Source organism: Lentzea indica (assembly GCF_012184385.1).
Taxonomy (GTDB): Bacteria; Actinomycetota; Actinomycetes; order Mycobacteriales; family Pseudonocardiaceae; genus Lentzea; species Lentzea indica.
Genome location: NZ_VSRL01000006.1, coordinates 36,232 through 60,622, shown reverse-complemented (window position 1 = coordinate 60,622; position 24,391 = coordinate 36,232). Strand labels below are relative to the sequence as shown.

The following is a 24,391-nucleotide window of genomic DNA, read 5'->3' as shown; positions in this document are numbered from 1 at the left end:
TTTGATCTGACCACCGCCGCCGTGGCCAAGACCCCTTGGAGACGGCGAAATGAACATCGACAGACGGCGATTCCTGCTGGCTACAGGGGTCGCGCTGCTCGGAACGCCGGCGATGGCGGGGACTGCCTCGGCAGCGTCCTCCGCATCGCTGTGGCAGGAGTTCGTGGCGAACCCCTACAACCACCCGCAGATTCCGAACGTCGCCTACGCCGGTTACCGGACGGGCGAGCGACCTGCCCGCCGGCCCGTTCTGGCGAACGTGCTGTTCTTCGGCGCACGCCGGGACGGTTCCGCCGACGCTTCCGTCGCGATCAACAAGGCGATCGAGTTCGTCGGCAAGCTGGGCGGTGGCACGGTGTTCGTGCCTCCAGGCCGCTACCGGATCGACGACATCGTCCGCATCGGTTACGACAACGTGGTGCTGCGCGGCGCAGGCAGCGCGAAGACGACCTTCTACGCGACCCGTTCGCTGGAGGAGATCGTCGGCATCAACCGCAGCCGCTACGGCTCGGAGAACTCGGCGTGGAGCTGGTCCGGCGGCCTGGTGTGGGTGTGCCACCGCGACCGCTACCGGCCGTTGGTCGACGCGATCAAGGCTCGCAAGTGGCCTTTCGAGGGCTGGACCGGCAACGAGCTGGAGGCCGGTGAGACGCTGACGGCGGTTTCCGGCTCTGCGGCACGTGGTTCGTTCGTCATCACCGTCGAGAATGGACGGAGGTTGCGAGTCGGCCAGCGGGTGCTGCTGCGGCTTGACGACGACAACTACTCGCTGCCGAAGCACATGTGCGGCGACGTTCCCGGCACGGCCACGTACAGGTGGGACGACAAGGACAAGCTCCTGTCGTACTTCCCGTTCCTGTGGCCGGTGCGCGTGGAGTGGGTGCGCGGCAACAGGGTGAAGCTCGCGCAGCCGTTGCCGCTGGAGATCCGCCCGGAGTGGAAGCCGCGCCTGACCACGATGGCCCCGGTCGTCACCGGCGCGGGCGTCGAGGGCATCAAGATCGAGATGTTCAAGGTGCCCACCCCGAAACACCTGCAGGACAAGGGCTACAACGGCCTCGCGTTCCAGTGCGCCTGGGACTGCTGGGCAGACGACGTGCACGTCCAGGACGTCGACAACGGCTTCCTCCTGGTGTCCTCCAAGGGAGTCTCCTTGCTTAACACCCGTGTCTCCGGCCGTGGTCACCACCACGCGTACGCGACGCGCGAGCAGTCCCACGACAACCTGACCGACGGCTTCGTGATCGAGGCCCCGTCCGAACCCTCGCAGGCGGGCGCGGGCAACCACGGGCTGAACGTCGAAGGCTTGTCGTGCGGCAACGTCTGGACCCGCGGCCGCATGGACCACGACGTCTTCGACACCCACCGCGGCCTGCCGTTCGCCAACGTCCGCACCGAGATCACCATCAACAACGTCGGTGCCCACGGCGGCAGTGCCAACGCGGGCCCGTTGTACGGCGCCCGCTTCGCGCACTGGAACGTCACGGTCACGAACCAACGTGCCGGCAACGTCCGAATCGACCAGGTGGCTCCGTGCAGCGCCACCGTTGCCATTTCCGAGGTTCGCGACTTCGGCCAGATCGACAAGCCGGACTTCGCCGGTGCGTTGAACTCCCGGCTGGAGCTCTACGGCACGACCGACGTCACCCCTCGCAACCTCTACGACGCGCAACGGAAGCTGCGCCGCTCATGAGGTGGCGATCCGCACCTGCTGTTTGAGGTGCACGCAGAGGCCCGTACCCGGTCGGTCGGGGAGGTTCGCCTGCCGGCGTTCGTCCACGATCGACCAGGACGGGTCCGCGAGCTTCAGTTCGACACCCCACGCCAGGTTGTCCCTGATGAACTGCGGCACCTCGGCCCACGTCGACGCGGTGACGACGACGTGCTGCGCGTCGGGGCGGCCGTAGAGCGGGCCGTCCTCCAGGTGGAAACCGGTGGTGGAGCCGAAGGTTCTGATGATCGACTCCGTCAAGGTCCGCATCGCCGTGGTGCGGCCGGAGCCCGGTTTGCCGACGATCGCACCGTGCCCGCCCTGCGAGAAGTCGGCGCAGAACACCTCGACGCGGTGCTCGAACGGGCAGTCGCGCAGGCCGATCGGCATCACCGGGTGTTCCGTCGAGACGGCGCCGAACTGGTCGAGCGTCAGTGCGGACCACTCGTGCAGCGGCGGCGGCAACAGGTGGTCGTGAAGGGGTTCGACCTTCTGCATCGCGTGCGGCAGTGACCGCACCACCTCGTCGAGATCTGGTGGGAGAGCGAGATTTTCCACCGATCTGCTGATGCGCCGGGTCCAGCCTTCTCCTGCGAGTTCGAAGTGGTACGAGATGAAGGTGTTGAGGTCCTTCACGTCGTCGGCCGACGTGGCATCGGACAGCAGGAGGTGCTGGCCGTAGCTGCGTCCCGACCGCCCGAACGTGACCAGAACGTCGGCGAACTCCGGATGCGCTTCGAGCAGGCCTTGCACGCCGTCGATGCAGACGAGCACTTCCGGCAGCGGGTCGAGCGGGGCGCCGTCGTAGCGCGCCGTGCGGTAGTCCCAGGTCGTCCTGTAGTGGCCGGCCGCGAGCACGGTGGTGCGGCGTTCCTGCTCGCCCTTCAACGCTTCGACGATCCGGTCGGCGATCGCGGGTTCCAGGTCGCGGTAGTACCCGTGCACATGCGGTGCTTTGTCGAGCCCCGCGAACACGCCCGTGCCGTGGAAGTCGATGAGGACGAGCCGGAGGTCGTCCGGTGAGTGCCACAGCATCTGGCTGAGCAGCATCGCGCGCAGGAACTCGGCACGGCGGCCGATCGGCGCGACCACCTCGCCGTGCGGGCCCATTCCGTCCTGCAGGCTGCTCGACTTGATGTCGATCTCGATCGGCTGGCCGTGCTCGTCCGTGCCGAGAACGACCCGGTACTGGTCGTGGACCGGACGTATCCGCCACGTTTGCTGCCGGTCGAAACCGTCCGGAACTCCGTGCAGTTCGAAGAATCCGGGTACCGGTTCGGCCTGGTGCATCAGCTGTGGCAACGACCTCGCCATGTCGTCGAGGTTCGCAGGCACGGTGCAGTCGGGGACCTTGTGCGGTGCGACGTCGTGCGGGCTGTCGAGCAGCAGCTGCATCCCGGACTTGCCGACGTCCTGAGCGATGGCCGCCATGGTGGTGGCGAAGCCCGGTTCCGCGGCGAGGATCTCGTGGAAACCGTTGACGCAGATCAGGAGCTGCGGGAGGACCTGGTCGACGCCGCGGTGGTGGAAGATCGTCCAGGTGTTGCCGACGAGTTCGAGGCGGCGTTCCGACTCTGCCAGCAGCATCTCGGTGACCTGCTTGATCAGCGCGGGATCTGTTGCCACGTCTCGATAGTGCGTGTGCACGTGTGGTGCCGCGTCGAGTCCGGCGAACGTGTCCGTGTCGTGCGCGTCGATGAACACCGCCTGGAACATCTTGGGCGAGTGGGTGGTCATCAGTCCCAGCATCAGACTGCGGAAGGTTTCCGGTGTGGTCGCGTGAAGATGCGAACCTGCTTGATACCGCCCGTCGGGGAAGTGGGTGAGCTCGACGACGACAGGACCGCCCGTGTCGCCGGCACCGATCGGAACCTGCCGCCACTCGCCCTTCCATGCGTCGGCCTTGGTGAAGGCGCTCAGGCCGTGCAGGGCCAGGAAGTCCAGTCGTACCAACGATCGCAGGTGCTCCGGCACATCGTTCGGCACGCCGGCGGTGATGATCACCTGGACGTCGCGTGCCGTCGTGGCGATCCACCTGACCGAACTCGCCAGTCCGGGATCGCTTTCCACGCACAGCTTCCAGTCGTCGATCAGCAGCGTCGCGCCGGGCTCGCCGCCGCGTTCGAACCACGCCAGCAGGTTCTGGCAGCGGCGGTGATCGCCGGGGTCGAACGACACGGCGACCTGGCCGGTCGGCGCACCTCGTCCGATGCGGTAGATCTGCTGGTTCACGGGAGTGCGATCTGGACAGCGGTCTTGTCGCGCACGGAAAGCCCGATGCCGGGCAGGTGCGGCACGTGCGACGCGCTGCGGGCGTTGATCAGCGAGGTGTTCGGGTCGTCCAAGCGCAGCTCGATCCCGAACGCCAGGCTGTCCCTGATGAACGGCGGCACCTGATCCCACGTGCGTGCGGTGACGACGATGTGCCGTTGCGGGTCAAGGGGTTCGCCCGGTCCGTCGAGCAGCTGGTACGCGCTGAGATCGCCGAGGACGGTGGCCAGCGTGCGCAGGGTCGTGGACTTGCCGGTGCCGGGCGCGCCGACGATGGCGCCGTGACGCAGTTCGGTCGTGAAGTCCGGGACCAGGAGATCCCTGCGGTGTTCGTAGGGCTTGTCGACGACACCGAGCGCGCCGGGCGGGAGCATGTCCAGCGTCAGCAGTGTGCCGTCGTGGCCGAGCGGCGGAAGCATGATCTCGTGCGCGACTCCGCCGCCGGTGGCGTGCGGGAGGAGCTCCAGCATCTCGGCCAGGTCGTAGGTCGGCGTGGCGAGCGGCCATTCCGGCAACTCGTAAGGGGTTTGCGGAATGCCTCCCGAGTACAGGACGTGCATGCCCAGCACACGTCCCGCGCGCATCGCGGTCAGCAGATGCTGGCCGAACAGCGGCTCCCTGCTGAACAACGCTTCCGCGCCGTCCACGCAGATCATCAGGTCGGCGATCGGATCGAGAGGGGCGCCGTTGCGGACGGCCTCGCGGTAGTCGGCGAGGTTCCTGAACTTGCCGGCGTTGTGGACGATCTCCTGCCGTCTGCCAAGCTCGCCTGCCAGCGCATCCAGCAGCCGCAGGACGGTCGCGTCGTCCGCTGCCGGCGTCAGCGTGTGCGTGACCTGGGACGCGAAGGCCAGCGGGTCGAAGACACCGCTGCCGCTGCCGTCGATGAAGAGGTACTGCAGGTAGTCGGCCGAGTGCGTGGCCATGAGGCCCAGCAACGAACTCTGCAGCTGTTCCGGCGTGCCGCGGTGCACGGCGCCACCGATCTCCACCTGGACGTCGACCGGCCAGCCGCGCTCGTCGACGCCGACGGCCGCCTTCAGGTCGTCCCGTTGCCACATGTCGCCCAGATCGGCCTCGATGCCGTGCAGCCCGAGGAAGTCCGTCGGCTCGCCGTGGAAGTGCCGCCGCAGCCGGTCAGGCAGATCCGCCCACTTCCGCGCCGTGACAACGACCTGCACACCACGCGAGGGCCCGAACGCCGCGATCCACTCGACGGTCCTGTCAAGCTCAGGATCCTGCTCGAAGCACAACGCCCAGTCGTCGACCAGCAACACCGCACCGGACGGCGCACCGCGCTCGAACCAGTCCAGCAGGCTCCGGCAGCCCGGCTGGTCCGCGGGGTCGAAGGTGGCCGAGACGGGCAACGGGTCAGCACCCCGCCCGATCCGGTAGACGGCCATGTCGGGCGCGGCCGCGAGAGCCGCCGTCAGCCGCTCCCTGGTCGCCTGCCCTGGACCGACCACGGCGAAGTTCCTGATCACCGCCCCAGATATACCAACAGCGCCAGGAGCGCCGCTGCCCCTTCGCTAATGTGAGCCACGTGCCAGCCAAAGCCGTCGACCCCGCCGAGATGCGAGCCGCGGTGCAGGCCGTCCTCCCCTGGCTGCGAGGCGAGGCTGACCAGCCAGAACGCCCCGTGCTGGCCGCCGCCGTCCGCCTGAGCCTGCGCACCCTGGAACAGGTCGCGCCCGGCCGCAGCGTGGAGGTGCGCGTTCCCCCGTTCGCCGCGGTGCAGTGCGTCGAGGGCCCGCGCCACACCCGCGGCACGCCCCCGAACGTCGTGGAGACCGACCCCGCACGTGGCTGGAACTCGCCACCGGCGGCCTCGCCTGGGCCGACGCCCTGGACGGTGCTCGGGTCACCGCCTCCGGGACCCGAGCCGACCTCTCACACCTGCTGCCGGTCGTGAAGTTCTAGAAGATCCGGCCGATCGTGTTGTCGTAGGCCGACTTCGCGCCGTCCGCGATCGCCCCGCCCGCGTCCTTGGCCATCTCGACTCCGCCCTCGACGACGGCCTTGCCGCCCTCGTACACGTCGCGCCCCAGCTCGGCGGTCTTGCCGACGGTGTCGACGGTGGCGTCGAGTGCGTCGCTACCGACCTCCTTGGCCGTGTCCCAGGCGTGCCCGCCGGCCGCGCCCCAGTCGCCACGGCCGATGTCGCCGGCCACCTGCTTGCCGCCCTCGTAGACGTCGCCCGCCATGTCGACGCCCTCCTTGACGACGCCGCTGCCCCAGTCGAGCACCGGGCCGACCACGGGAAGGTCGGAGCCGGGCAGGTTCGGCGAGGTCGGGCGGTCGTACCACGGGTCGCTGCTGACCTCGCTGCCGCGACCGGTCGCGATCTTGCCGAGGTTGTCCAGCGACTCGCTGTTCTCGTCGTAGTAGGCGGAGTGCGCTTCCTTGATGCCCTTCGACTCGGTGGTGCCGAAGTGCGTGCCGCCGAACTCCTTGTCGTACGGGCCGGTGGACGAGCCGTCCTCGGTGAACCAGTTCGAGCTGGTGCCCTGCACGACCGGGTCGTGCTCGGTGCCACCGACGTAGACGTGGCCAGGTCCGGCGGAGAGCTGGTTGACGTTCGACGCGCCGACGCCAGGCGACCCGACGAACGCGATGTCGTCCGCCTTCAGGCCGTTCATGCCGGCGTGGCCGACGGTGGCACTGCCGTAGCTGTGGCCGATCACGGTCAGGTGCTGGCCCTCGGGTCCGGCGGCGCGGTAGCCGTCGACGTCCTTCACCAGGTTCTGGCCGCCCTCACGAGCCTGCGCGGGGTTGTCGACCTCGCCGGGGGACCAGCCGGGCGCGTCGTAGCCCAGCCACTGGATGGTGGCGTTGTCCTTGCCACCGCCCATTTCCTCGCGGAGGTTGATCGCCTGGCCATAGCTGAAAGCGCCCACGTCCGACCCGGTGCCCGGTACGCACACCGCGAGGTTCTTCGCGGTGTCCGGGTTTCCGAACGCAAGGGCGATCTGCGCGTCCCCACGCGGTCCGGTCGGGTCCCACGCCATCACGCGGGAGGGCTCGCCGAACTTCGCTTGTGACTCCTGGTCGGCCTTTTTCAGGCTGTTGCCGGCCTTCTCGCAGTTCTCCTTGACGTTCGTGGCGGCCAGCCGCTCGTCCAGCAGCTTCGCCAGCTCGGGGTCGTTGCTGTTGCGCAGTTGGGCTTCGTTGTTCGGGTCCAGCCCGAGCTGTGCGGCCCGCTCGTTGATCGCCTTCGTGGACTGGTCGATCGTGGCGTTCGCCTTGCCGAGGTCGTCCTTGATGCGGGCCCGGTTGGCCTTGTCGAGCACGTCCGACGGCAGTCCGCGCAGCTTGCCCAGCTCCTGGAACCGGTCGCGCAGCAACGCCTGCTGCTGTTCGGGCGTCAGCGACTTCCACCACTCGGCAACGGCCTTCGGGTCGGTGTTGGGCCCCGGCACCTGCGGTCCGGTGGCTCCACCCTGTGCGGCGCGGCCCCAGCCGCAGTCGGTGCGCGCGGACTCCTCGAAGCCGGGCGGGATCTTGGTGAGTGCGCCCGCGTAGGACCGGAGCACGTTCTCGTAGCCGGACTTGACCTTGCCGAGCGAGTCGTTGACCTGGTTGGCGAGTGTGCGGGTCTGCTCTTCGTCCAGGCCAGGCGGACGGCTGCGCCACACGCTGATCGCCTGGTCGGCGGCGGTGCGCATCTGGCCATAGGCCTTGGACGCGGCCTGGACGATCTCGGCACCCGCACCGAGCCGTTCACCGGCGGCCTTGGCGGCGGTGGCGGAGAGTTCGGCACGTGCAGTGAACTTCGTCGCCGTTGCGCCGGTCCAGTTGCTGACCGCGGTCTTGCCGCCATTGGCGACCGACTCGCCTGCCCTGCCGACCGCGCTGATCGCGCCGGTGATCGGGTCTGCGGCCGCGGCGATCCGACCGGCGTCGCCCGCCGCGAGCTTGCCGTACAGGCTCTCCGGGTCGGTGTAGCTCACTTGCCGCCCCCAAGTCCCTGCATGAGCTTCGTCAGCGCCGCCGCGTGATCGTCCTCCGTGCGCTGGTAGGCGTCGGCGTTCGACACCAGGCCCTCAGCCGCGTCGGTGATCCACGCGGAACCACGCTGGAGGTCTTGCGCGTGCGTGCCGACGAACTTCGACAGCGCGTCGGCGAACTCGGCGGCCGCGTCGACCTCGCCGAGCGCACCGGCGTCGAGCTTGAGCATCGAGATCATCTCCGCCGCCTCGCGCACCGCGTCGGAGCCGTTGCCGAACTCCTTGGACGCGTTGCGCAGCAGCTCGGGCTCAACGCCGAACATCGCCACCCCCACAGTTGGTCCTTGATCCTGCGACGCAGTCACATCATGGACGGTTCCACCCGCATGTGTGATCCGTTTCGGGCACGATGTCGCGCATGGTGCAGACAGGATGGACGGCGCAGCGCTGGACCGAGGTGTTCGCGGAGCAGGCCGACATGTTCCGCAAGGCGGTCGGCGACGCCGACCTCGCCACGGACGTGTCGACCCGTGTGGGCTGGACGTTGCAGGACCTCGTGGTGCATGTCGCCCGGTTCCTGGAGACCGCCACCGGCTACCTGCGCACCGGGAGCCGCGTTCAGCTCGGCCCGCCGCCCGTGCCCGGCAGCCTGACCCCGCTGGAGTACCTCGATCTCCAGCTCACCGCGGCGAACGAGATCCTGCCCGCCGTTCCTGGCAACCGGCCTGTGTGGACGTTCTCGCCTGCTGCTCCGGACCTGGCGTGGGTGTGGCACCGGCGGATCGCGCACGAGATGACGTTGCGCCGCTTCGACGTGCAGGCGACGCTGCGCCAGCTCGTCCCGACCAGCGCCGATCTCGCGGCCGACGGCATCGACGAGGTGCTCACCACGATCGTCGCCGCGAAGCTCGACAGTGACGTGCCCAACACAGCCTCGGGCGTTGCCGTGGTGCGGCCGGCCGATGTGCCCGAGTCGTGGCACGTCGCCTTCAGTCCTGGTGAGGTGCCCGAGGTGCGCGCGGCGGCACCCGGCGAGGAGGGCGACGCCTCCGTCAGCGGCGAGGCCGAGTTGCTCTATTACTGGCTGTGGAACCGGATGACGATCAACACCGCGTCCGGTGACCCCCAGCTGCTGCAGGTGCTCCAGGTTGGAAAGGGCCACTGATGCGCAAGATCGCTGCTGCCCTGCTCGGCTGCCTCGTGCTGGCCGGTTGTGCCTCCGACTGGCAGGGCGAGGTGCGGCTCAAGGTCACCAAGATCTACGACCAGCAGACCCTTCCAGGCGACCCCGTGGAAAAGACAGCGTCGCTCCACCTGGTCGGTTCGATGCCCAAGGACGCACCGGACAACGTGAACTTCAGCGGCACTGGGGTCGAGTTGAAGGAAATCGAGGGCGAGGTCAAGGTCGGCGACGAGGTCATCTGCACCGCGAAGCAGCACCAGCCGGCCGGCATCCAGACCAACATGATCGAGACCGAGCTGAGCGGGTGCAAGAAGGCTTGATGCGCAAGATCGCTTGCGCCTCGTGGACATTGCCGCAATCGATGGCGAAACAGCGCACGATCGGGGCACTTCAGACCAACTCGATCACCACCGAGGTGTTTCAGTGCCGGAAGGCATGAGTTTCGTCACCTCACCAGGGGTTCGGAGGGGGTGGTTGGCCCCTTGCTCCACTTACACTCGGGAAGTAGCCAGCCCCGTCGTGAGGGAGCCAACTCGGTGGTCGCCGACCCGTCCCAGCCCGAACAGGAACCCCGTGAGGAGTGCGGCGTCTTCGGCGTCTGGGCTCCCGGTGAGGACGTCTCGAAGCTGACCTACTACGGGCTCTACGCCCTGCAGCACCGCGGCCAGGAGGCGGCGGGCATCTCGGTCGGGGACGGGGCGCAGGTCGTCGTCTTCAAGGACCTGGGGCTCGTCAGCCAGGTCTTCGACGAGCAGGTGCTCCAGAGCTTGAAGGGCCACGTGGCCGTCGGGCATTGCCGTTACTCCACCACCGGGTCCACGACCTGGGAGAACGCGCAGCCGACGTTCCGGACCACGGCCGCAGGATCGGGCCTGAGCCTCGGCCACAACGGCAACCTGGTGAACACCGCCGAGCTGCTGGAGAAGGCCAAGGCGCTCGGCATCGTCGAGCGCAACGGCGCCACCACCGACTCGGACATCCTCTGCGGTCTGCTCGCGCACGCGGCGGCCGACAAGGGCATCGAGCAGGCCGCGCTGGAGCTCCTGCCCACGGTCAAGGGCGCCTACTGCCTGACGTTCTCCGACGAGTCCACGCTCTACGCGGCGCGTGACCCGCACGGTGTCAGGCCGCTGGTGCTCGGCCGGTTGGAGCGCGGCTGGGTCGTGGCGAGCGAGACCGCGGCGCTGGACATCGTGGGCGCGAGCTTCGTGCGCGAGGTCGAGCCGGGTGAGCTGATCGCCATCGACGCGACGGGCTGCGGTCGAGCCGCTTCGCGACCCCCGAGCCCAAGGGCTGCATCTTCGAGTACGTCTACCTGGCGCGACCGGACACCACGATCTCCGGGCGTGGCGTGCACGCCACCCGCGTCGAGATCGGCCGCCGGCTCGCCAAGGAACACCCGGTCGAGGCCGACCTGGTGATCCCCGTGCCGGAGTCCGGCACGCCGGCCGCGATCGGGTACGCGCAGGCCAGCGGCATCCCGTACGGGTCGGGCCTGGTCAAGAACGCCTACGTCGGCCGGACGTTCATCCAGCCGTCGCAGACCATCCGCCAGCTCGGCATCCGGCTGAAGCTCAACCCGTTGCGCGACGTCATCCGCGGCAAGCGGCTGGTCGTCGTCGACGACTCGATCGTGCGCGGCAACACCCAGCGCGCGCTCGTGCGCATGCTGCGCGAGGCCGGTGCGCTCGAGGTGCACGTGCGGATCGCGTCGCCGCCGGTGAAGTGGCCGTGCTTCTACGGCATCGACTTCGCCTCGCGCGCGGAGCTCATCGCGAACGGACTGGACGACGACGGCATCCGTCGTTCGGTCGGCGCCGACTCGCTGGGGTACGTGTCGCTCGAGCAGCTCGTCGCGGCCACCGAGCAGCCCAAGACTCGGCTGTGCTCTGCGTGCTTCGACGGCGAGTACCCGATCGAACTGCCGCCGGACGCGCTCATCGGCAAACACCTGCTCGAGGGCCTCAAGGGCGTGTCGGGCTCGGCCGCTCCCGTTCTGGCGAACGGATATGGTGCCGAGGACGCGCTCCGACGTCCTTAGTCTTGGGTACGTCCCTGAGCTTGAAGAACCAAGTGGAAGAAGTTGACGTGACCGACAGCGCCAAGGCCACCTACGCCGCCGCCGGAGTCAGTATCGCCGCAGGTGACGAGGCGGTGGAGAAGCTCAAGCCGTGGGCGGCCAAGGCGCATCGTCCTGAGGTGCTCGGCGGGATCGGTGGCTTCGCCGGCCTGTTCCAGCTCAAGCTCGACCGCTGGAAGGAGCCGATCCTCGCGTCGTCCACGGACGGTGTCGGAACCAAGATCGCGGTGGCGCAGGCGCTCGACAAGCACGACACGGTCGGCATCGACCTGGTCGCCATGATCGTGGACGACCTGGTCGTGTGCGGTGCGGAGCCGCTGTTCGTGCAGGACTACATCGCGGTCGGCAAGGTCGTCCCCGACAAGATCGCGGCGCTCGTCAAGGGCATCGCCGAGGGCTGTGTCCAGGCCGGTTGCGCGCTGCTCGGCGGCGAGACGGCCGAGCACCCCGGCCTGATGGGCGACGACGACTACGACATCTCCGGCACCGGTGTCGGCGTGGTCGAGCAGTCCAAGCTGCTCGGCCCGGACAGGGTCCGCGACGGCGACGTCGTGATCGCGATGGGCTCGTCCGGCCTGCACTCCAACGGTTACTCGCTCGCGAGGCACGTGCTGCTGGAGATCGCGCGCATGCCGCTCGAGGGCCACGTCGAGGAGTTCGGCCGCACCCTCGGCGAGGAGCTGCTGGAGCCGACCAAGATCTACGCCAAGGACTGTCTCGCGCTGATCGCCGAGACCGAGGTTCGCGGGTTCTCGCACGTCACCGGTGGTGGCCTGGCCGCGAACCTGGCCCGCGTCCTGCCGGAGGGCCTGCACGCCAAGCTCGACCGCGGCACCTGGACGCCCGCGCCGGTCTTCCAGCTCATCGCCCAGCGCGGCCGCGTCGAACGCGACGAGATGGAGAAGGCGTTCAACATGGGCGTCGGCATGGTCGCCGTCGTCGCACCGGAGGACGTCGACCGCGCGCTGGCCGTGCTCACCGCCCGCCACGTCCCGGCGTGGGTGCTCGGCGAGATCACCAAGTCCGAGACGGGCGGCGCCGCGCTCGTCGGTGACCACCCCCGTTTCTGAAATCTGAGGCAACCTCCCCCGGTCGTCGTCGCGTACTAAGCGACGACCGAGGAGGGGGCACTTGGACCGCGACCGCGAGTTCGGGGAGTTCGTCGACGCACGCGCTCTCGTCATGCGCCGCACGGCGTTTCTGCTGTGCGGCGACTGGCATCGTGCCGAGGACATCGTCCAGACCGCGTTGATCAAGCTCTACGTGGCCTGGGCGCGGGTGCGCAAGGACAGCGTCGACGCCTACGCGCGCAAAGTGCTGGTGCGCACCGCCATCGACGAGGGTCGCCGCGGGTTCTTCCAGCGTGAACGGTCCGTTGACGCCGTGCCCGAACACCCGGTGACCGACGACTCGGCGGACTTCGACCTGCGGCTGGCGCTCGACGCCCTGCCGCCGGGGCAACGCGCCGTCGTCGTGCTGCGGTACTGGGAGGACCTGAGCATCACGGAGACCGCCCGCATCCTCGGCAGGACGGAGGGCACGGTGAAGAGTCAGGCCGCCAAGGGCCTCGCCGCGTTGCGTGACCTGCTGGAGGACGAGCCGGAGCTGCGGATCTACCGCTCCGAGGTCATCCGCAATGGCAAGACGAAGCTCGCCCGCAGGCGGGCGACCATCGCGACGGCGATGGCCTTCGTGGTGATGGCGGGACTGGGCACGGTCGGACATCTGGCACTGCCGCGGCAGTTGTCCGGGGCGACCTCGACTTCCGGGGAAGTGGTCGTCGACCGCAACGACCAGCTCACCGCGATCCTGCGCGACGCCAACGTGATCCCTGCCGGAGTCACCACGCAGGGCGCCCAGGGAGTCCCGGCGGGTGCGCTGCAGTTCTTCGACCTCGGATACAGCCGTCGTGCCGTGGCACTGCTGAAGGACGCCCAGGGCACCGGTGCGGTGACGATCGAGCTCCACCGCGGCAACGCCGGCGAAGACCTCAGCACGTGCTTTGAGCCCGAGGTCGCGCCGTGCGAGCTTCGCGAGGTCGACGGCATCAAGATCCGGTCCAGCATCGCGGGCAGGCAGGACAGCGTCCACATCTACCAAGTGGAGGCGCTTCGACCAGACGGTACGTACGTCAAGGTCAGCAGCGTCAACGTGGGAGAGTTCCGCACCAACGTGGTCGGCATGCCGAAACTGGATGGCCCGAAGACCCGGCCGACGCCGGTGCTCGACCGCGAGACGCTGATAAAGATCGCGACTTTGCCGGGGCTGACCTATTAGCCTTTGAGGCATGAACGACGTGACCGTGACGAGGACGCTGGTGGTGCCGGCGTCCGAGCTGCGCGAACGTTTTTCCAGGTCAGGTGGGCCGGGCGGGCAGGGAGTGAACACGGCGGACAGCCGCGTGGAGCTTTCGTTCGACCTGGCTGCCTCGCCGTCGATCCCCGAGCACCTCAAGCGCCGGATGCTCGACCGCCTGGAGGGCAGGCTGGTCGAGGGCGTGCTCACGATCGCCGCGTCCGAGCACCGCGCACAGCTGCAGAACCGCGCCGCCGCACGGGAACGCCTCGCCGCGATCCTCCGCGCGGCCGCCGCCCCGCCTCCTCCGATGCGCAGGCCGACCAAGCCCACGAAGGGCTCGCAGGAACGCCGCATCGCGTCCAAGAAGCGCCGCGCGGACACCAAGCGCGGCCGCGGTCGCTCAGGCTCCTGGGACTAGCGCGTAGATCCGTTCCGGCCGACCGGTTCCGCCATAACGCAACCGCACCTCGGCCCGTCCCGTAGAAACGAAGTGCTCCAGGTACCGTCGCGCACTCACCCGTGCGACGCCCGTCGACGACGCGCACTCCGACGCCGACAGCCCTTCCGGACGTGACCGCAGCGCGTTCTCCACGAGCCGCGCTGTCTCCGGCGTCAAACCCTTGGGCAGCAACGGTTTTGAGGTCGGCCTCGCGCCGAACACCTGATCCACGTCCGCCTGCCCCGCCGACCCGAGCCGGTGCAGCTTCTCCCGCAACGACGCGAAGTGCGCGAGCTGGTCACGCAGTGCGGAGTAGTCGAACGGCTTGATCAGGTAGTGCAGCACGCCACCGCGCATCGCACTGCGCACCGTCTCGACGTCGGTCGCAGCAGTGATCACGATGACGTCCACGTCCTCGTTGGCGCGCAACGACTTCAGCACTTCGATCCCGCTCTGGTCGGGCAGGTAGATGTCGAGCAGCACCAGGTCCGGCTTGAGCGAAGCCACGAGCCGCAACGCGTCTCCGCCCGTGTGCGCGACCCCGACGACCTCGAAACCCTCTGTGCGCGCGACATATCCGCTGTGCACCTTGGCCACCATGAAGTCGTCGTCGACGACGAGCACGCGGATCACCAGGGCAGCCTTGCGGTGAAGACCGAACCCGACACGCTCACCGAACCTCCGCGCCGCAGGCACGCCCGCCTGATCAAGGCGAGCCCGATGCCGCGTTCACCGTGCGATGCGGCCTTGGTCGTGAACCCGTGCCGGAACACCTCTTCCGCGAGTTCCGGCGCCACACCGGGACCGGAGTCGCGCACCACGACCTGGACCTCGTCGTCCAACTGCATCACACCCACCTCGATCCACCTACCGGCTCCGTTGCCGCTGAGCGAGCTCAGTGCATCCAACGCGTTGTCGACGAGATTTCCCAGCACCATCACCAAATCCGCCGACAGAGCTTCGTCAACGCGTCCCAGCACGCTGTCGGGTCCCATCCGCAGCTCCGTGCCGCGTTCGGCCGCCAGCGACGCCTTGGCGATCAGCAACGCGGCCACGGCGGGGTCGCCGATCGACGAGCTGACCTCGGCCCGCCACTGGTCCTGCGCCGAGCTGATCTGGTGAATGTAGTTGGTGACCTCGTCGTACTCCTTCAGCGCGATCAGCCCGGCGATCGTGTGCAGCCGGTTCGCGAACTCGTGCGCCTGGGCCCGCAACGTGTCCGTCGCGTGCTGCGACGCGTCGAGTTCGTGTTGCAGCGCAAGGAGTTCAGTCCGATCTCGCAACGTCACGACCGCTCCGGCGCCGCCCTCGATCGGCATGCGGTTCAACGTCAGCACGACGCCCTGCCGCAGCACCAGCTGGTCGACGCCGGTCGCGCGGCCGGTCAGCACGTCCCGCAACCGGTCGTTGAGCTCCAGCTCCTCGACCGAGCGGCCGACCGCGTCCTCCGGCAACGCCAGCAGGTCGCTCGCGTGGTCGTTGACCAGCGTGATCCGGTTCTGCCCGTCGAGGCCGACGACGCCCTCCCTGATGCCGTGCAGCAACGCCTCGCGGTTCTCGACCAGCGCGGTGATCTCGTGCGGCTCCAGCCCGAGCGTCTGGTTCTTCACGCGGCGGGCCAGCAGCAACGACCCGGTGACGCCGATGAGCAGGGCGATCGCCAGGTAGCGCAGCACGTCGACGGGCTGGGCCAGCGCACCGGCGAAGATCCCCGGGTTCTCCGCGCCCGCGATCACCATCCCGTTGACGCGGCGGCTGACCGGGTCGAACACCGGCACGTGCGCCTCGATCGAGTCGCCGACCGTGCCCGTCCAGGACCTGCCCTCCAGCGAGGTGGTCCTGGTGTCCAGAGTGGACCCGATCTGGGACGGGTCCGGCGAGGCGATCACGAGCCTGCGGTCGTTGAGGATCAGCACGTAGGAGGCACCGGACAGGCTGCGTGCCGTCTCCGCTGGCGCGGACAGCAGGCGCCAGTTGCCCATCTCCTCCTGGACCAGCGAGTTCGCGGCCACCGTCTCCGCGACCGACAGCATCCGGCGTTCCTCGTTGGAGCGAAAGTTGCTGCCCGTCTGGACGACTGTCAGCGCGCCGACCGCGCACAGTAGCAAGGTGACGACTACGAGTTGCCACGCGAGAAGTTGGCTGGCCAGGGAACGGCGGCGGCGCATGAAACCTCCCGTGACCAGAAAGACCGAAAGAAACCTTAGAAGCGCAAGAGCGACATCAAGGTTTACACCAGAGCAACATGTCCAACCACGCGGATGAGAGGCGGGGATCACAGTGTCGGTGAAGGTGTGGGTGGCGGTGGCGACGGCGTTGCTCGCCGTCCTGCTGGTGCCACCGCTGCTGACGCCGGGTGCGGACAGCGGCGAGGGCAGCCAGGTGCGGGCGCTGCGCGTGCTGGTGCCGAACTCGCCAGGCGGTGGGTACGACATCACCGCTCGCACGGCGGCCAAGGCCATGGAGGACGCTGACCTGCTGCGCAACGCCGAGGTGTTCAACCTCCCCGGCGCCGGCGGCACGGTCGGGCTCGGGCGCACGGTCGGTGAGCGCGGCAACGGAAAGCTGATCATGTCGATGGGCCTGGGCGTCGTGGGCGCGGTGTACACGAACAAGTCGCCGAACTCGCTGCTCGACACCACCCCGATCGCGAAGCTGATCGAGGAACCGGACATCGTCGTGGTCGCGAAGGACTCGCCGTACACGTCGATGCAACAACTCGTTGACGCGTGGAAGGCCAACCCCGGCACCGTGACCGTCGGCGGCGGTTCGGCACCGGGCGGACCTGACCACCTGGCGCCGATGCTGATCGCCAAGGCCGTGGGACTGCAGCCGAAGAGCGTCAACTACATCCCGTTCGACGGCGGTGGCGAGCTGCTGGCCTCGGTGCTCGGCGGCAAGGTCGCGTTCGGTGTCTCCGGTGTCGGCGAGTACCGCGACCAGATCCAGGCCGGCACGTTGCGGGTGCTCGCGGTGACGAGCAAGGACCGCATCCAGGGCATCGACGCGCCGACGCTCAAGCAGGCCGGTGTGGACGTCGAGTTCACCAACTGGCGCGGCATCGTCGCGCCGCCGGGCATCACGCAGACCGACCGCGACAAACTGGTCGACCTGTTCGCGCGGCTCCAGAAGACGCCGCAGTGGGCGGAAGCGTTGCAGCGCAACGGCTGGACGGACGCCTTCGCACCGGGAGACCAGTTCAGGACCTTCCTGGAAAACGAGAACAAGCGGGTGGCAACGGTGCTCAAGGACTTGGGGCTGGCATGACAGCGACGAAAGCGTGGTTGCGAGAACGCTCTGAGCTGGGCATCTGCGCCCTGCTGGTCGTGCTCGGCGTGCTGGTGCTGACCGACGCGCTGCGCATCCCCACGGACTTCGCCCAGCGCGGCCCTGTCGGCCCGAAGGCGGTGCCGGTCCTGGTCGGCTCACTGCTGCTGGTCGTCGCCGTGATGCTGGCCCGTGACGTGTTGCGCGGCGGCCGTGGTGAGGCGGAGGGCGGCGAGGACGTCGACCTGTCCGCACCCGCCGACTGGCGCACGGTTCTCCTGCTGTGCGGTGCCTTCCTCGCGAACGCCGCGCTGATCGGCGTGGTCGGGTTCCCGATCTCCGGCGCGATCCTGTTCTGGGGCGCGGCTTACGCGCTCGGCAGCAGGGCCTACGTCCGCGACCCGTTGATCGCGGCCGGCCTGTCGATCCTGACGTTCGTGGTGTTCAACAACCTGCTCGGCGTCCCGCTCCCCGGTGGCCCGTTGATGGAGGTGTTCTAGGTGGAACAACTGCTCGACGGCTTCGCGACCGCGCTGACGCCGACACACCTGTTGTTCGCCGCGATCGGCGTGCTGCTCGGCACCGCGATCGGCGTCCTGCCGGGCATCGGTCCGGCGATGGCGGTGGCGCTGCTGCTGCCCGTCACCTACGGCATGGAGCCCACCGGCGCGTTCATCATGTTCGCCGGCATCTACTACGGCGGCATGTTCGGCGGCTCGACCACGTCGATCCTGCTGAACACACCGGGTGAGAGCGCGGCTGTCGTCACAGCGTTCGAAGGCAATCCCATGGCCCGCAAGGGACGTGGGTCGCAAGCGCTTGCCGCCGCTGCCATCGGCCACTTCACCGGCGGCATCATCGGCACGATCCTGATCGTCCTGCTGGCTCCGTTCGTGGCCAAGCACGCCATCGACATCGGCGCGCCGGACCTGTTCGCGATCATGGTGCTGGCGTTCATCGCCGTGACCTCGGTGCTGGGTGCCTCGCGAATCCGCGGCGTGGCTTCGTTGCTCATCGGCCTGACGCTGGGTCTGGTCGGCCTCGACGAGATGACCGGCCAGCAGCGCCTGACGTTCGGCTCGCTGCACCTGGCAGACGGCATCGACGTCGTCGTGGTCGCGGTGGCGTTGTTCGCGGTCGGCGAGGCGCTGTGGGTCGCGGCCCACCTGCGCCGCAAGCCGTTCGAACCGATCCCGGTCGGTCGTCCGTGGCTGTCGCGCGGGGACCTGAAGCGCACCTGGAAGCCGTGGCTGCGCGGCCCGGTGATCGGCTTCCCGTTCGGCGCGATCCCCGCCGGTGGCGCGGAGATCCCGACGTTCCTGTCGTACGTGACGGAGAAGCGGCTCTCCAAGCACAAGGACGAGTTCGGCAAGGGCGCGATCGAGGGTGTCGCGGGTCCGGAGTCCACGGCGTCCGCGTCCGCCGCCGGCACGCTGGTCACGATGCTGACGCTGGGCCTGCCGACGACGGCGACCGCCGCGGTGATGCTCGCGGCGTTCCAGACGTACGGCATCCAGCCGGGTCCGCTGCTGTTCCAGCGGGAATCCGGCCTGGTCTGGGCGTTGATCGCGTCGTTGTTCATCGGCCTGACGTTGCTGCTGGTGCTCAACCTGCCGTTGGCACCGCTGTGGGCGAAGCTGCTGCGCATCCCGCGGCCGTACCTCTACGCGGGCATCCTGTTCTTCGCCTCGGTCGGTGCCTACGCGGTGAACGCGGACGTCTTCGACCTGATGCTGATGTTCGTGATCGGCCTGCTGGGCTTCGGGATGCGCCGCTACGGCCTGCCGGTGCTGCCCGCGATCATCGGCGTGATCCTCGGCCCGGCCGCGGAACAGCAGATGCGCCGCTCGTTGCAGCTCTCAGACGGCTCGTTGATCGGCCTGGTCAACAGCCCGATGGCGATCATCGTCTACGTCGTCGTGCTGGTGATCGTGTTCTTCCCGCTGATCAAACGCCTTCTGCCCAAGCCAACCCCTCCTGCCGCTCCGGCGGTGGAACGCGAGAAGGTCGACGCCTGATCGCATGAGAAAGCCCCCGCTCTCCCGGCGGGGGCTTTCTCGTCCTCCGTGCCGCGCAACGTCACCCACAGCTCCATCACGCGGGCCACGTGCGACTCAGGCAGTCCGCAGATCTTCACGAACGCCCGCACCTGCTCGGGCTTCGTCGGCAGCTTGCCGCGCTTGAGCAGCGAGTAGACCTGGCTGCGCGGCAGCACCCGGCCCGCCCGGCGGGAGATCTCCGGCAGGGTCAGCCCGGACCGCAGGTGGATCGTCCGCAACAGCGCGATGAACTCGGTCGCGGTCGTGGCCCGCAGCTCGGCGGGTGACGTCGTGATCAACGGCGGTGCGGACTCCGGATTCAGGCGTTCGAGCGGATCACCGTGGGGCTGGGTCATCGCTCGCTGTCCTGCCAGATCACCGGCGGGTCGGACGGCGGCAGCACGCCGAACCTGGCGCTGAACGGCCGGATGCTGATCAGGCGGCTCCTGCTCAGCGTGATGGTCACCGCCATCACGGCACTCGCGGTCGACACGGCGACGACGGGTGAGTGGCCCTGGGTGAGCATCCAGCCGGTGAAGGCGAACGCCGTCACGACCAGCAGGACGGTGCTGGTGGCGGAAGCGGAACAGCGCCTGCGTGAGTGCGGTGCCCCGCTGTAGGGGGTGGTCATGCGAACTCCTGATCAGAAGAGACCCGGTGCGGGGCGGCGCCGTGAACGGGGCGCGCCGGCTGATGGCGGAACAGCGGAGAGCCGGATGCACGGAAAGGGTCCACGTGGGTTACTTGGTTTCGCGGGACCCCGGCGGCATTGCGGCTTGACCACGATCCTGTCACTCACACGGGTGATTGCCAACTGAATCGGCGTCCAGCTTTTCGAGGCCTCGCGGGCGACGGCGTCCAAATTCGTCCAACGAAGTCGCGCTGGCCATTATTTGTCACCTTTTGCGTGGTCCAATTCCGTCCACGGGCTTTCACGCGCTCTGCTGGTCGGGATCGTCGTTCTGCGGCCGGCGGAACCGCAGCCGCTGCCACTGCTCGACCCACCCGTCGCGCCTCTCGGCGGACTCGCCGCACCCTGTCAGGAACGCACGCAGCTGGTCTTCCCGCTTCGGGAACCGGAGGGTGCAGAGCGCGTGCGCGGTGCTCTTCGGCAGCACCAGATCGCCGGCGTTGGCCGACACCTGCTGGTACGACAGCCCTCTCGACCGCCGCAGCCGGTTCAGTGCGCAGATGAACGCGGCACGGGTGGTGGCGCGGCATGCCGTCGCGAACGGACTGTCGTCCTCGCTGAGCGACATCGTGTTCGATCCTCCTGCTGCGACGTTCTCTGCTCTTTCCTCGGTGGTTGTAACGAACGGGACGAGGCCCGCGAGAAAGAGAGCGTTGTTCGACTGTGTGAACGCGGATCCTACCGACGTGTCCAGCACCTTGGTCGAACCGATGAACAACGTCCTTATATTCCATGATCACCGAACTTCTGGAATCTTAAACAGGACAATCGTTCGCTTAGTTCATGGAGACGGCCGCCCGATCCGCGCAATTGCGGACGGGGCGGCCGTGGGGTCGAACGGATCAGCCGTGCGTGGGGAAGCCCAGGTTCACGCCGTGCTGCTGCGGCCACCGGGCCGTGACGGCCTTGGCGCGCGTGTAGAACTTCACGCCCTCGGCACCGTGCACGTGCGTGTCGCCGAACAGCGAGTCCTTCCAGCCACCGAACGAGTAGTAGGCCATCGGCACGGGGATCGGCACGTTGATGCCGACCATGCCGACGTGCACGCGCCGCTGGTACTCGCGTGCGGCGAGGCCGTCGCCGGTGTAGATGGCGGTGCCGTTGCCGTACTGGTTGGCGTTCACCAGTTCCACGGCGTCGTCGAACGTGTCGGCGCGGACGACCGACAGCACCGGGCCGAAGATCTCGTCGGTGTAGATCGTCATGTCGCGGGTGACGTGGTCGAACAGCGTTGGGGCGAGCCAGAAGCCGTTCTCCGCACCTTCCGGCGCGTAACCACGGCCGTCGACGACCAACGACGCACCTGCGGCCTCACCGGCGTCCACATAGGACCGCACCTTGTCCCGGTGCACGCCGGTGACCAGCGGCCCCATCTGGGCGGACGGGTCCGTACCCGGCAGCACCGACGGGTGCAGGTCGCGGGTCCGTGCGGCGATCTTCTCGACGAGGGCATCACCCGTCTCGCCGACCGCGACGACCACGGAGATCGCCATGCAGCGCTCACCTGCAGAGCCGTAACCGGCGGAGACAGCGGCGTCGGCTGCGACGTCGAGGTCGGCGTCGGGCAGTACGACCATGTGGTTCTTCGCGCCGCCGAGGGCCTGGACACGCTTGCCGGCCGCGGTGCCGCGTGAGTAGACGTGCCGCGCGATCGGCGTCGAGCCGACGAACGAGGCGGCCGAGACGTCAGGATGGTCGAGCAGCGCGTTGACCGCGAAAGCGTCACCCTGCAAGACGTTCAGCACGCCGTCAGGCAGTCCGGCTTCCCCGAACAGCTCGGCCAGCCGCACGGACGCCGACGGGTCGCGCTCGGAAGGCTTGAGAACAAAGGTGTTCCCGGTCGCGATGGCGATGGGGAACATCCACATCGGCACCATCACGGGGAAGTTGAACGGCGTGATGCCCGCGACGACGCCGAGCGGCTGGCGCAGCGAGTACGCGTCGACACCACGCGAGACCTGCTCGGAGTGCTCGCCCTTGAGCAGCTGCGGGATGCCGCACGCGAACTCGACGACCTCGAGACCGCGCTGCACCTCACCGGCCGCGTCGGACAGCACCTTGCCGTGCTGGGAGGTGATGATCGCGGCGAGCTCGTCGCGGTGCGTGTGCAGCAGGTGGCGGTACTCGAAGAGGATCCGCGACCGCGTCGACAGCGACGACTCGGACCAGGAGGCGGCGGCCTTCAGCGACGAGGACACCGCCAGGTCGACGTCGGCCTGCTCGGCCAGCACGACCTGCGCGGAGACCTCTCCGGTGGCCGGGTTGAAGACGTCCGACGTGTGGGACGACACCCCCGTGGTGCGGGCGCCGTCGATCCAGTGGGGGATGGTGCTCAACGCAAGCCTCCTGGTGGAGCGGTCGTGTTGCGAACGACGAGAGACGGGTTCAGCAGATGCCGCACCGGTTCCGTGCGGTCCTCGCGAACCCGTTGCAGCAAAGCGGAAGCGGCCAGCCTGCCGAACTCGGCGCGGGGCTGGTCGATCGTGGTCAGCGAGATGTGGCGGAGTGCCGCCAGCGACGTGTTGTCGTACCCCACAACGGAAACGTCCTGAGGCACGCACAACCCGGCATCCTCCAAAGCCGAAATGGCACCGACGGCGTTGAAGTCGTTGCAGGACAGGACGGCGGTGGGCAGAGAGTCGGACTCGATCAACGACCGGATCGCCCGTGCACCAGCCGCGTCGGTGTACTCGGACGACACGACCTGCGGCGTGAGCCCGTGCGCCTCCATCGCGGCGATGTATCCGCGGCGGCGAGGTCCGGCCTGCGTTCCTTCACCGCCGTCCAAATGCGCAATGCGCTGGTGTCCCAGCGAAACCAGGTGATCGATCGCCAGCCGCGCACCCTGCTCGCCGTCGTCGTTCACGGTATCCACAGTGGACACCCGTGACGACCTGGCCACGAGCACGATCGGAAGTTGTTCTGCCGCTTTGCCGATGGCCGTCGCGGGCACCACGGGCGACAGCAGGATCAGTCCGGCGGGACGGAAGGAAAGCAGGCTCTCCAACGCGCGGCGCTCACGGGCGGGCGAACGGCCGCCGGTGTTGATGATGATGTCGAACCCCTGGTCGCGCGCGACCTCGTCGATGCCGTCGACGACCTCGGCGAAGAACGCGTTGTGCAGGTCGGACACCATCACGCCGAGCACCGTCGACGTGCGCGACGCCAACGACCTGGCCATGGCGTGCGGCGAGTAACCGAGCTCTTCCGCCGCCTTCAAGACAGCGCTGCGTCGCATCTCGCTCACCTTCGGTGAACCGCGCATCACCAGTGACACCAGCGCGCGGGACACGCCCGCCCTCAGTGCGACGTCCTCCATGGTTGGCCTGACCACCGGAATCACCTCCCCTCACGTCACGAGCTGGAAACCCACCCTTGACACCCGTGTGACCGAAGCTACAGCATTGGAGCGCTCCAACCAATAGAGCGCTCTAACACATCAAGCCGATGAACAGGGGAAACCTGCGATGCGGATCGGAGTAGCGGGTGTCGGCAGGATCGGCACCATGCACGCGACCAACCTCGCCGCGCTGGATCGAGTCGACGAGGTGCTTCTCTTCGACCCGGTGCCCGGTCGCGCCGCGCAGGCGTCGGCTGAACTGAGCGGGACCAAGGCGGTTGACGACCTCGACACGCTGCTGGGCGCCGTCGACGGCGTGCTGCTCGCCACCCCGACGAACACCCACCCGGAGATGCTGCGCGCGGCGATCGCCCAGGGTGTTCCCACGCTGTGCGAGAAGCCGATCGCGAGCGACCTCGCCGAGATGACCGCGCTGGTCGAGGACGTCGAGTCCTCCGGCGTCGAGGTCCTGGTCGGCTTCCAGCGCCGGTTCGACCCTGCCATCTACGAGCTGAACCGCCGCATCCGCGCGGGCGAGGTCGGCGACATCTACCTGGTCAGGGCGGTCGGCAACGACGCCAACCCGCCGGACTTCTCCTACCTGCCCGCCTCCGGCGGCATCTTCCGCGACCTGCTGATCCACGATCTCGACTGCGTGCCGTGGCTGGTCGGCGAGCCGGTCGTCGAGGTCTACGCGAGCGGGTCGGTCCTGGTGCACCAGGCGTTCGCGGACGCTGACGACGTCGACAACGCCGTGGTCATGCTGAAGTTCGCTGGCGGTGCGCACGCCACGCTGGCCGGTGGCCGCCACGACCCGGTCGGCTACGACCACCGCATCGAGGTGCTCGGCAGCAAGGACTCCCTGGTCGCCGGTGTCGACCCGCGCACGCCGCTGAACTCGCTGGAGCCCGGTGGCCACGTGGCAGGGCCGGACGCCTACCCCGGTTTCCCCGAGCGTTTCCACCGCGCGTACGTCAACGAGATGAACCTGTTCACGCAGGTCATCAAGGGCGAAGTCGCGAACCCGTCACCGGCGCGGGAGAGTCTGATCAGCCTCCGCCTGGCTGAAGCGTGTGAGCAGTCGCGCCGCACGGGCGCACCGGTGAAGATCGAGGGGAACTAGGC

At 68.4% G+C, this 24,391-nt stretch carries 21 protein-coding genes and 2 pseudogenes; 12 read left to right on the top strand and 11 right to left on the bottom strand.

Translation table 11 applies throughout. The features are described 5' to 3' along the window. The first annotated feature begins 49 nt into the window (after nt 1–49). Nucleotides 50–1,693, top strand: coding sequence for a glycosyl hydrolase family 28-related protein (locus tag FXN61_RS03135; RefSeq protein WP_167970024.1), 1,644 nt, complete (start codon nt 50–52; stop codon nt 1,691–1,693). On the opposite strand, the gene FXN61_RS03130 is transcribed toward FXN61_RS03135, so the two are convergent. Further along, complete coding sequence (locus tag FXN61_RS03130) at nt 1,688–3,943, bottom strand: FtsK/SpoIIIE domain-containing protein (RefSeq protein WP_167970023.1); 2,256 nt, start codon at nt 3,941–3,943, stop codon at nt 1,688–1,690. The two genes, FXN61_RS03135 and FXN61_RS03130, sit on opposite strands and share 6 nt — an antisense overlap. After that, nucleotides 3,940–5,466: an FtsK/SpoIIIE domain-containing protein gene (locus tag FXN61_RS03125; RefSeq protein ID WP_167970021.1), complete on the bottom strand. Its 1,527-nt coding sequence runs from the start codon at nt 5,464–5,466 to the stop codon at nt 3,940–3,942. Before FXN61_RS03125 ends, FXN61_RS03130 begins: the two co-directional genes overlap by 4 nt. An 89-nt stretch (nt 5,467–5,555) precedes the next feature. On the opposite strand from FXN61_RS03125, the pseudogene FXN61_RS03120 reads away from it, so the two are divergent. After that, nucleotides 5,556–5,902 (top strand): annotated as a pseudogene (locus FXN61_RS03120) (sterol carrier family protein). Here the strand turns inward: FXN61_RS03120 and FXN61_RS03115 are convergent. Both FXN61_RS03115 and FXN61_RS03110 read right to left on the bottom strand, forming a co-directional pair. Then, entirely contained in the window at nt 5,899–7,932 is a 2,034-nt protein-coding gene (locus FXN61_RS03115) for an alpha/beta hydrolase (protein WP_167970020.1), read from the bottom strand. The pseudogene FXN61_RS03120 and the gene FXN61_RS03115 overlap by 4 nt on opposite strands. After that, nucleotides 7,929–8,264, bottom strand: coding sequence for a DUF2563 family protein (locus FXN61_RS03110; RefSeq protein ID WP_312877514.1), 336 nt, complete (start codon nt 8,262–8,264; stop codon nt 7,929–7,931). The genes FXN61_RS03115 and FXN61_RS03110 overlap by 4 nt, the downstream gene beginning before the upstream one ends. Nucleotides 8,265–8,347: 83 nt before the next feature. On the opposite strand from FXN61_RS03110, the gene FXN61_RS03105 reads away from it, so the two are divergent. The 6 genes and pseudogenes from FXN61_RS03105 (at nt 8,348) to arfB (ending at nt 13,908) form a co-directional block, all read left to right on the top strand. Further along, nucleotides 8,348–9,094 carry a maleylpyruvate isomerase N-terminal domain-containing protein gene (locus FXN61_RS03105; protein WP_188134611.1) on the top strand — a complete coding sequence of 249 codons (747 nt, stop codon included), beginning with the start codon at nt 8,348–8,350 and terminating at the stop codon, nt 9,092–9,094. Beyond that, complete coding sequence (locus FXN61_RS03100; RefSeq protein WP_167970018.1) at nt 9,094–9,432, top strand: putative periplasmic lipoprotein; 339 nt, start codon at nt 9,094–9,096, stop codon at nt 9,430–9,432. The genes FXN61_RS03105 and FXN61_RS03100 overlap by 1 nt, the downstream gene beginning before the upstream one ends. A gap of 216 nt (nt 9,433–9,648) precedes the next feature. Further along, a pseudogene (purF, locus tag FXN61_RS03095) lies at nt 9,649–11,153 on the top strand (amidophosphoribosyltransferase). Between the two features lie 47 nt (nt 11,154–11,200). After that, nucleotides 11,201–12,262 carry a phosphoribosylformylglycinamidine cyclo-ligase gene (gene purM / locus FXN61_RS03090; RefSeq protein ID WP_167970016.1) on the top strand — a complete coding sequence of 354 codons (1,062 nt, stop codon included), beginning with the start codon at nt 11,201–11,203 and terminating at the stop codon, nt 12,260–12,262. 61 nt (nt 12,263–12,323) lie between these two features. After that, complete coding sequence (locus tag FXN61_RS55055; protein ID WP_167970014.1) at nt 12,324–13,469, top strand: SigE family RNA polymerase sigma factor; 1,146 nt, start codon at nt 12,324–12,326, stop codon at nt 13,467–13,469. A gap of 10 nt (nt 13,470–13,479) precedes the next feature. Beyond that, on the top strand, nt 13,480–13,908 hold the full coding sequence (arfB, locus tag FXN61_RS03080; RefSeq protein ID WP_167970012.1) for an alternative ribosome rescue aminoacyl-tRNA hydrolase ArfB: 429 nt from the start codon (nt 13,480–13,482) through the stop codon (nt 13,906–13,908). Here the strand turns inward: arfB and FXN61_RS03075 are convergent. Both FXN61_RS03075 and FXN61_RS03070 read right to left on the bottom strand, forming a co-directional pair. Next, the gene (locus FXN61_RS03075; RefSeq protein WP_167970010.1) at nt 13,891–14,562 is read right to left on the bottom strand and encodes a response regulator; all 672 of its coding nucleotides are present in this window, start codon (nt 14,560–14,562) and stop codon (nt 13,891–13,893) included. The genes arfB and FXN61_RS03075 overlap by 18 nt on opposite strands. Continuing rightward, the gene (locus FXN61_RS03070; protein WP_167970007.1) at nt 14,559–16,097 is read right to left on the bottom strand and encodes a sensor histidine kinase; all 1,539 of its coding nucleotides are present in this window, start codon (nt 16,095–16,097) and stop codon (nt 14,559–14,561) included. Before FXN61_RS03070 ends, FXN61_RS03075 begins: the two co-directional genes overlap by 4 nt. Nucleotides 16,098–16,227: 130 nt before the next feature. Between FXN61_RS03070 and FXN61_RS03065 the strand changes: the two genes are divergently transcribed. The 3 genes from FXN61_RS03065 to FXN61_RS03055 are packed head-to-tail and all read left to right on the top strand — an operon-like array spanning nt 16,228 to nt 19,214. After that, entirely contained in the window at nt 16,228–17,196 is a 969-nt protein-coding gene (locus FXN61_RS03065; RefSeq protein ID WP_167970077.1) for a Bug family tripartite tricarboxylate transporter substrate binding protein, read from the top strand. Further along, complete coding sequence (locus tag FXN61_RS03060; protein WP_167970005.1) at nt 17,193–17,696, top strand: tripartite tricarboxylate transporter TctB family protein; 504 nt, start codon at nt 17,193–17,195, stop codon at nt 17,694–17,696. The genes FXN61_RS03065 and FXN61_RS03060 overlap by 4 nt, the downstream gene beginning before the upstream one ends. Continuing rightward, nucleotides 17,697–19,214, top strand: coding sequence for a tripartite tricarboxylate transporter permease (locus tag FXN61_RS03055; protein WP_167970003.1), 1,518 nt, complete (start codon nt 17,697–17,699; stop codon nt 19,212–19,214). It begins immediately after the preceding gene. Here FXN61_RS03055 and FXN61_RS03050 read toward each other — a convergent pair. The 5 genes from FXN61_RS03050 to FXN61_RS03030 all read right to left on the bottom strand — a co-directional run bounded on the left by FXN61_RS03050 (nt 19,106) and on the right by FXN61_RS03030 (nt 23,260). Further along, a complete protein-coding gene (locus FXN61_RS03050; RefSeq protein WP_167970001.1) occupies nt 19,106–19,591 on the bottom strand; it encodes a hypothetical protein in 486 nt (161 codons plus the stop codon). The two genes, FXN61_RS03055 and FXN61_RS03050, sit on opposite strands and share 109 nt — an antisense overlap. Beyond that, on the bottom strand, nt 19,588–19,866 hold the full coding sequence (locus tag FXN61_RS03045; protein ID WP_167969999.1) for a hypothetical protein: 279 nt from the start codon (nt 19,864–19,866) through the stop codon (nt 19,588–19,590). The genes FXN61_RS03050 and FXN61_RS03045 overlap by 4 nt, the downstream gene beginning before the upstream one ends. Before the next feature lie 301 nt (nt 19,867–20,167). Continuing rightward, a complete protein-coding gene (locus FXN61_RS03040) occupies nt 20,168–20,494 on the bottom strand; it encodes a hypothetical protein (RefSeq protein ID WP_167969997.1) in 327 nt (108 codons plus the stop codon). Between the two features lie 274 nt (nt 20,495–20,768). Further along, the gene (locus FXN61_RS03035; RefSeq protein WP_167969995.1) at nt 20,769–22,262 is read right to left on the bottom strand and encodes a CoA-acylating methylmalonate-semialdehyde dehydrogenase; all 1,494 of its coding nucleotides are present in this window, start codon (nt 22,260–22,262) and stop codon (nt 20,769–20,771) included. Further along, on the bottom strand, nt 22,259–23,260 hold the full coding sequence (locus tag FXN61_RS03030) for a LacI family DNA-binding transcriptional regulator (protein WP_167969993.1): 1,002 nt from the start codon (nt 23,258–23,260) through the stop codon (nt 22,259–22,261). The genes FXN61_RS03035 and FXN61_RS03030 overlap by 4 nt, the downstream gene beginning before the upstream one ends. A 133-nt stretch (nt 23,261–23,393) precedes the next feature. On the opposite strand from FXN61_RS03030, the gene FXN61_RS03025 reads away from it, so the two are divergent. Further along, on the top strand, nt 23,394–24,389 hold the full coding sequence (locus tag FXN61_RS03025) for a Gfo/Idh/MocA family protein (protein ID WP_167969991.1): 996 nt from the start codon (nt 23,394–23,396) through the stop codon (nt 24,387–24,389). Nucleotides 24,390–24,391: the final 2 nt, after the last annotated feature.

Coding starts and splice junctions, on each gene's coding strand:
- FXN61_RS03100 (WP_167970018.1), top strand. CDS start 9,094: ATGCGCAAGATCGCTGCTGCCCTGCTCGGCTGCCTCGTGCTGGCCGGT.
- FXN61_RS03040 (WP_167969997.1), bottom strand. CDS start 20,494: ATGTCGCTCAGCGAGGACGACAGTCCGTTCGCGACGGCATGCCGCGCC.
- FXN61_RS03105 (WP_188134611.1), top strand. CDS start 8,348: ATGGTGCAGACAGGATGGACGGCGCAGCGCTGGACCGAGGTGTTCGCG.
- arfB (WP_167970012.1), top strand. CDS start 13,480: ATGAACGACGTGACCGTGACGAGGACGCTGGTGGTGCCGGCGTCCGAG.
- FXN61_RS03070 (WP_167970007.1), bottom strand. CDS start 16,097: ATGCGCCGCCGCCGTTCCCTGGCCAGCCAACTTCTCGCGTGGCAACTC.
- FXN61_RS03050 (WP_167970001.1), bottom strand. CDS start 19,591: ATGACCCAGCCCCACGGTGATCCGCTCGAACGCCTGAATCCGGAGTCC.
- FXN61_RS03135 (WP_167970024.1), top strand. CDS start 50: ATGAACATCGACAGACGGCGATTCCTGCTGGCTACAGGGGTCGCGCTG.
- FXN61_RS03025 (WP_167969991.1), top strand. CDS start 23,394: ATGCGGATCGGAGTAGCGGGTGTCGGCAGGATCGGCACCATGCACGCG.
- FXN61_RS03045 (WP_167969999.1), bottom strand. CDS start 19,866: ATGACCACCCCCTACAGCGGGGCACCGCACTCACGCAGGCGCTGTTCC.
- FXN61_RS03060 (WP_167970005.1), top strand. CDS start 17,193: ATGACAGCGACGAAAGCGTGGTTGCGAGAACGCTCTGAGCTGGGCATC.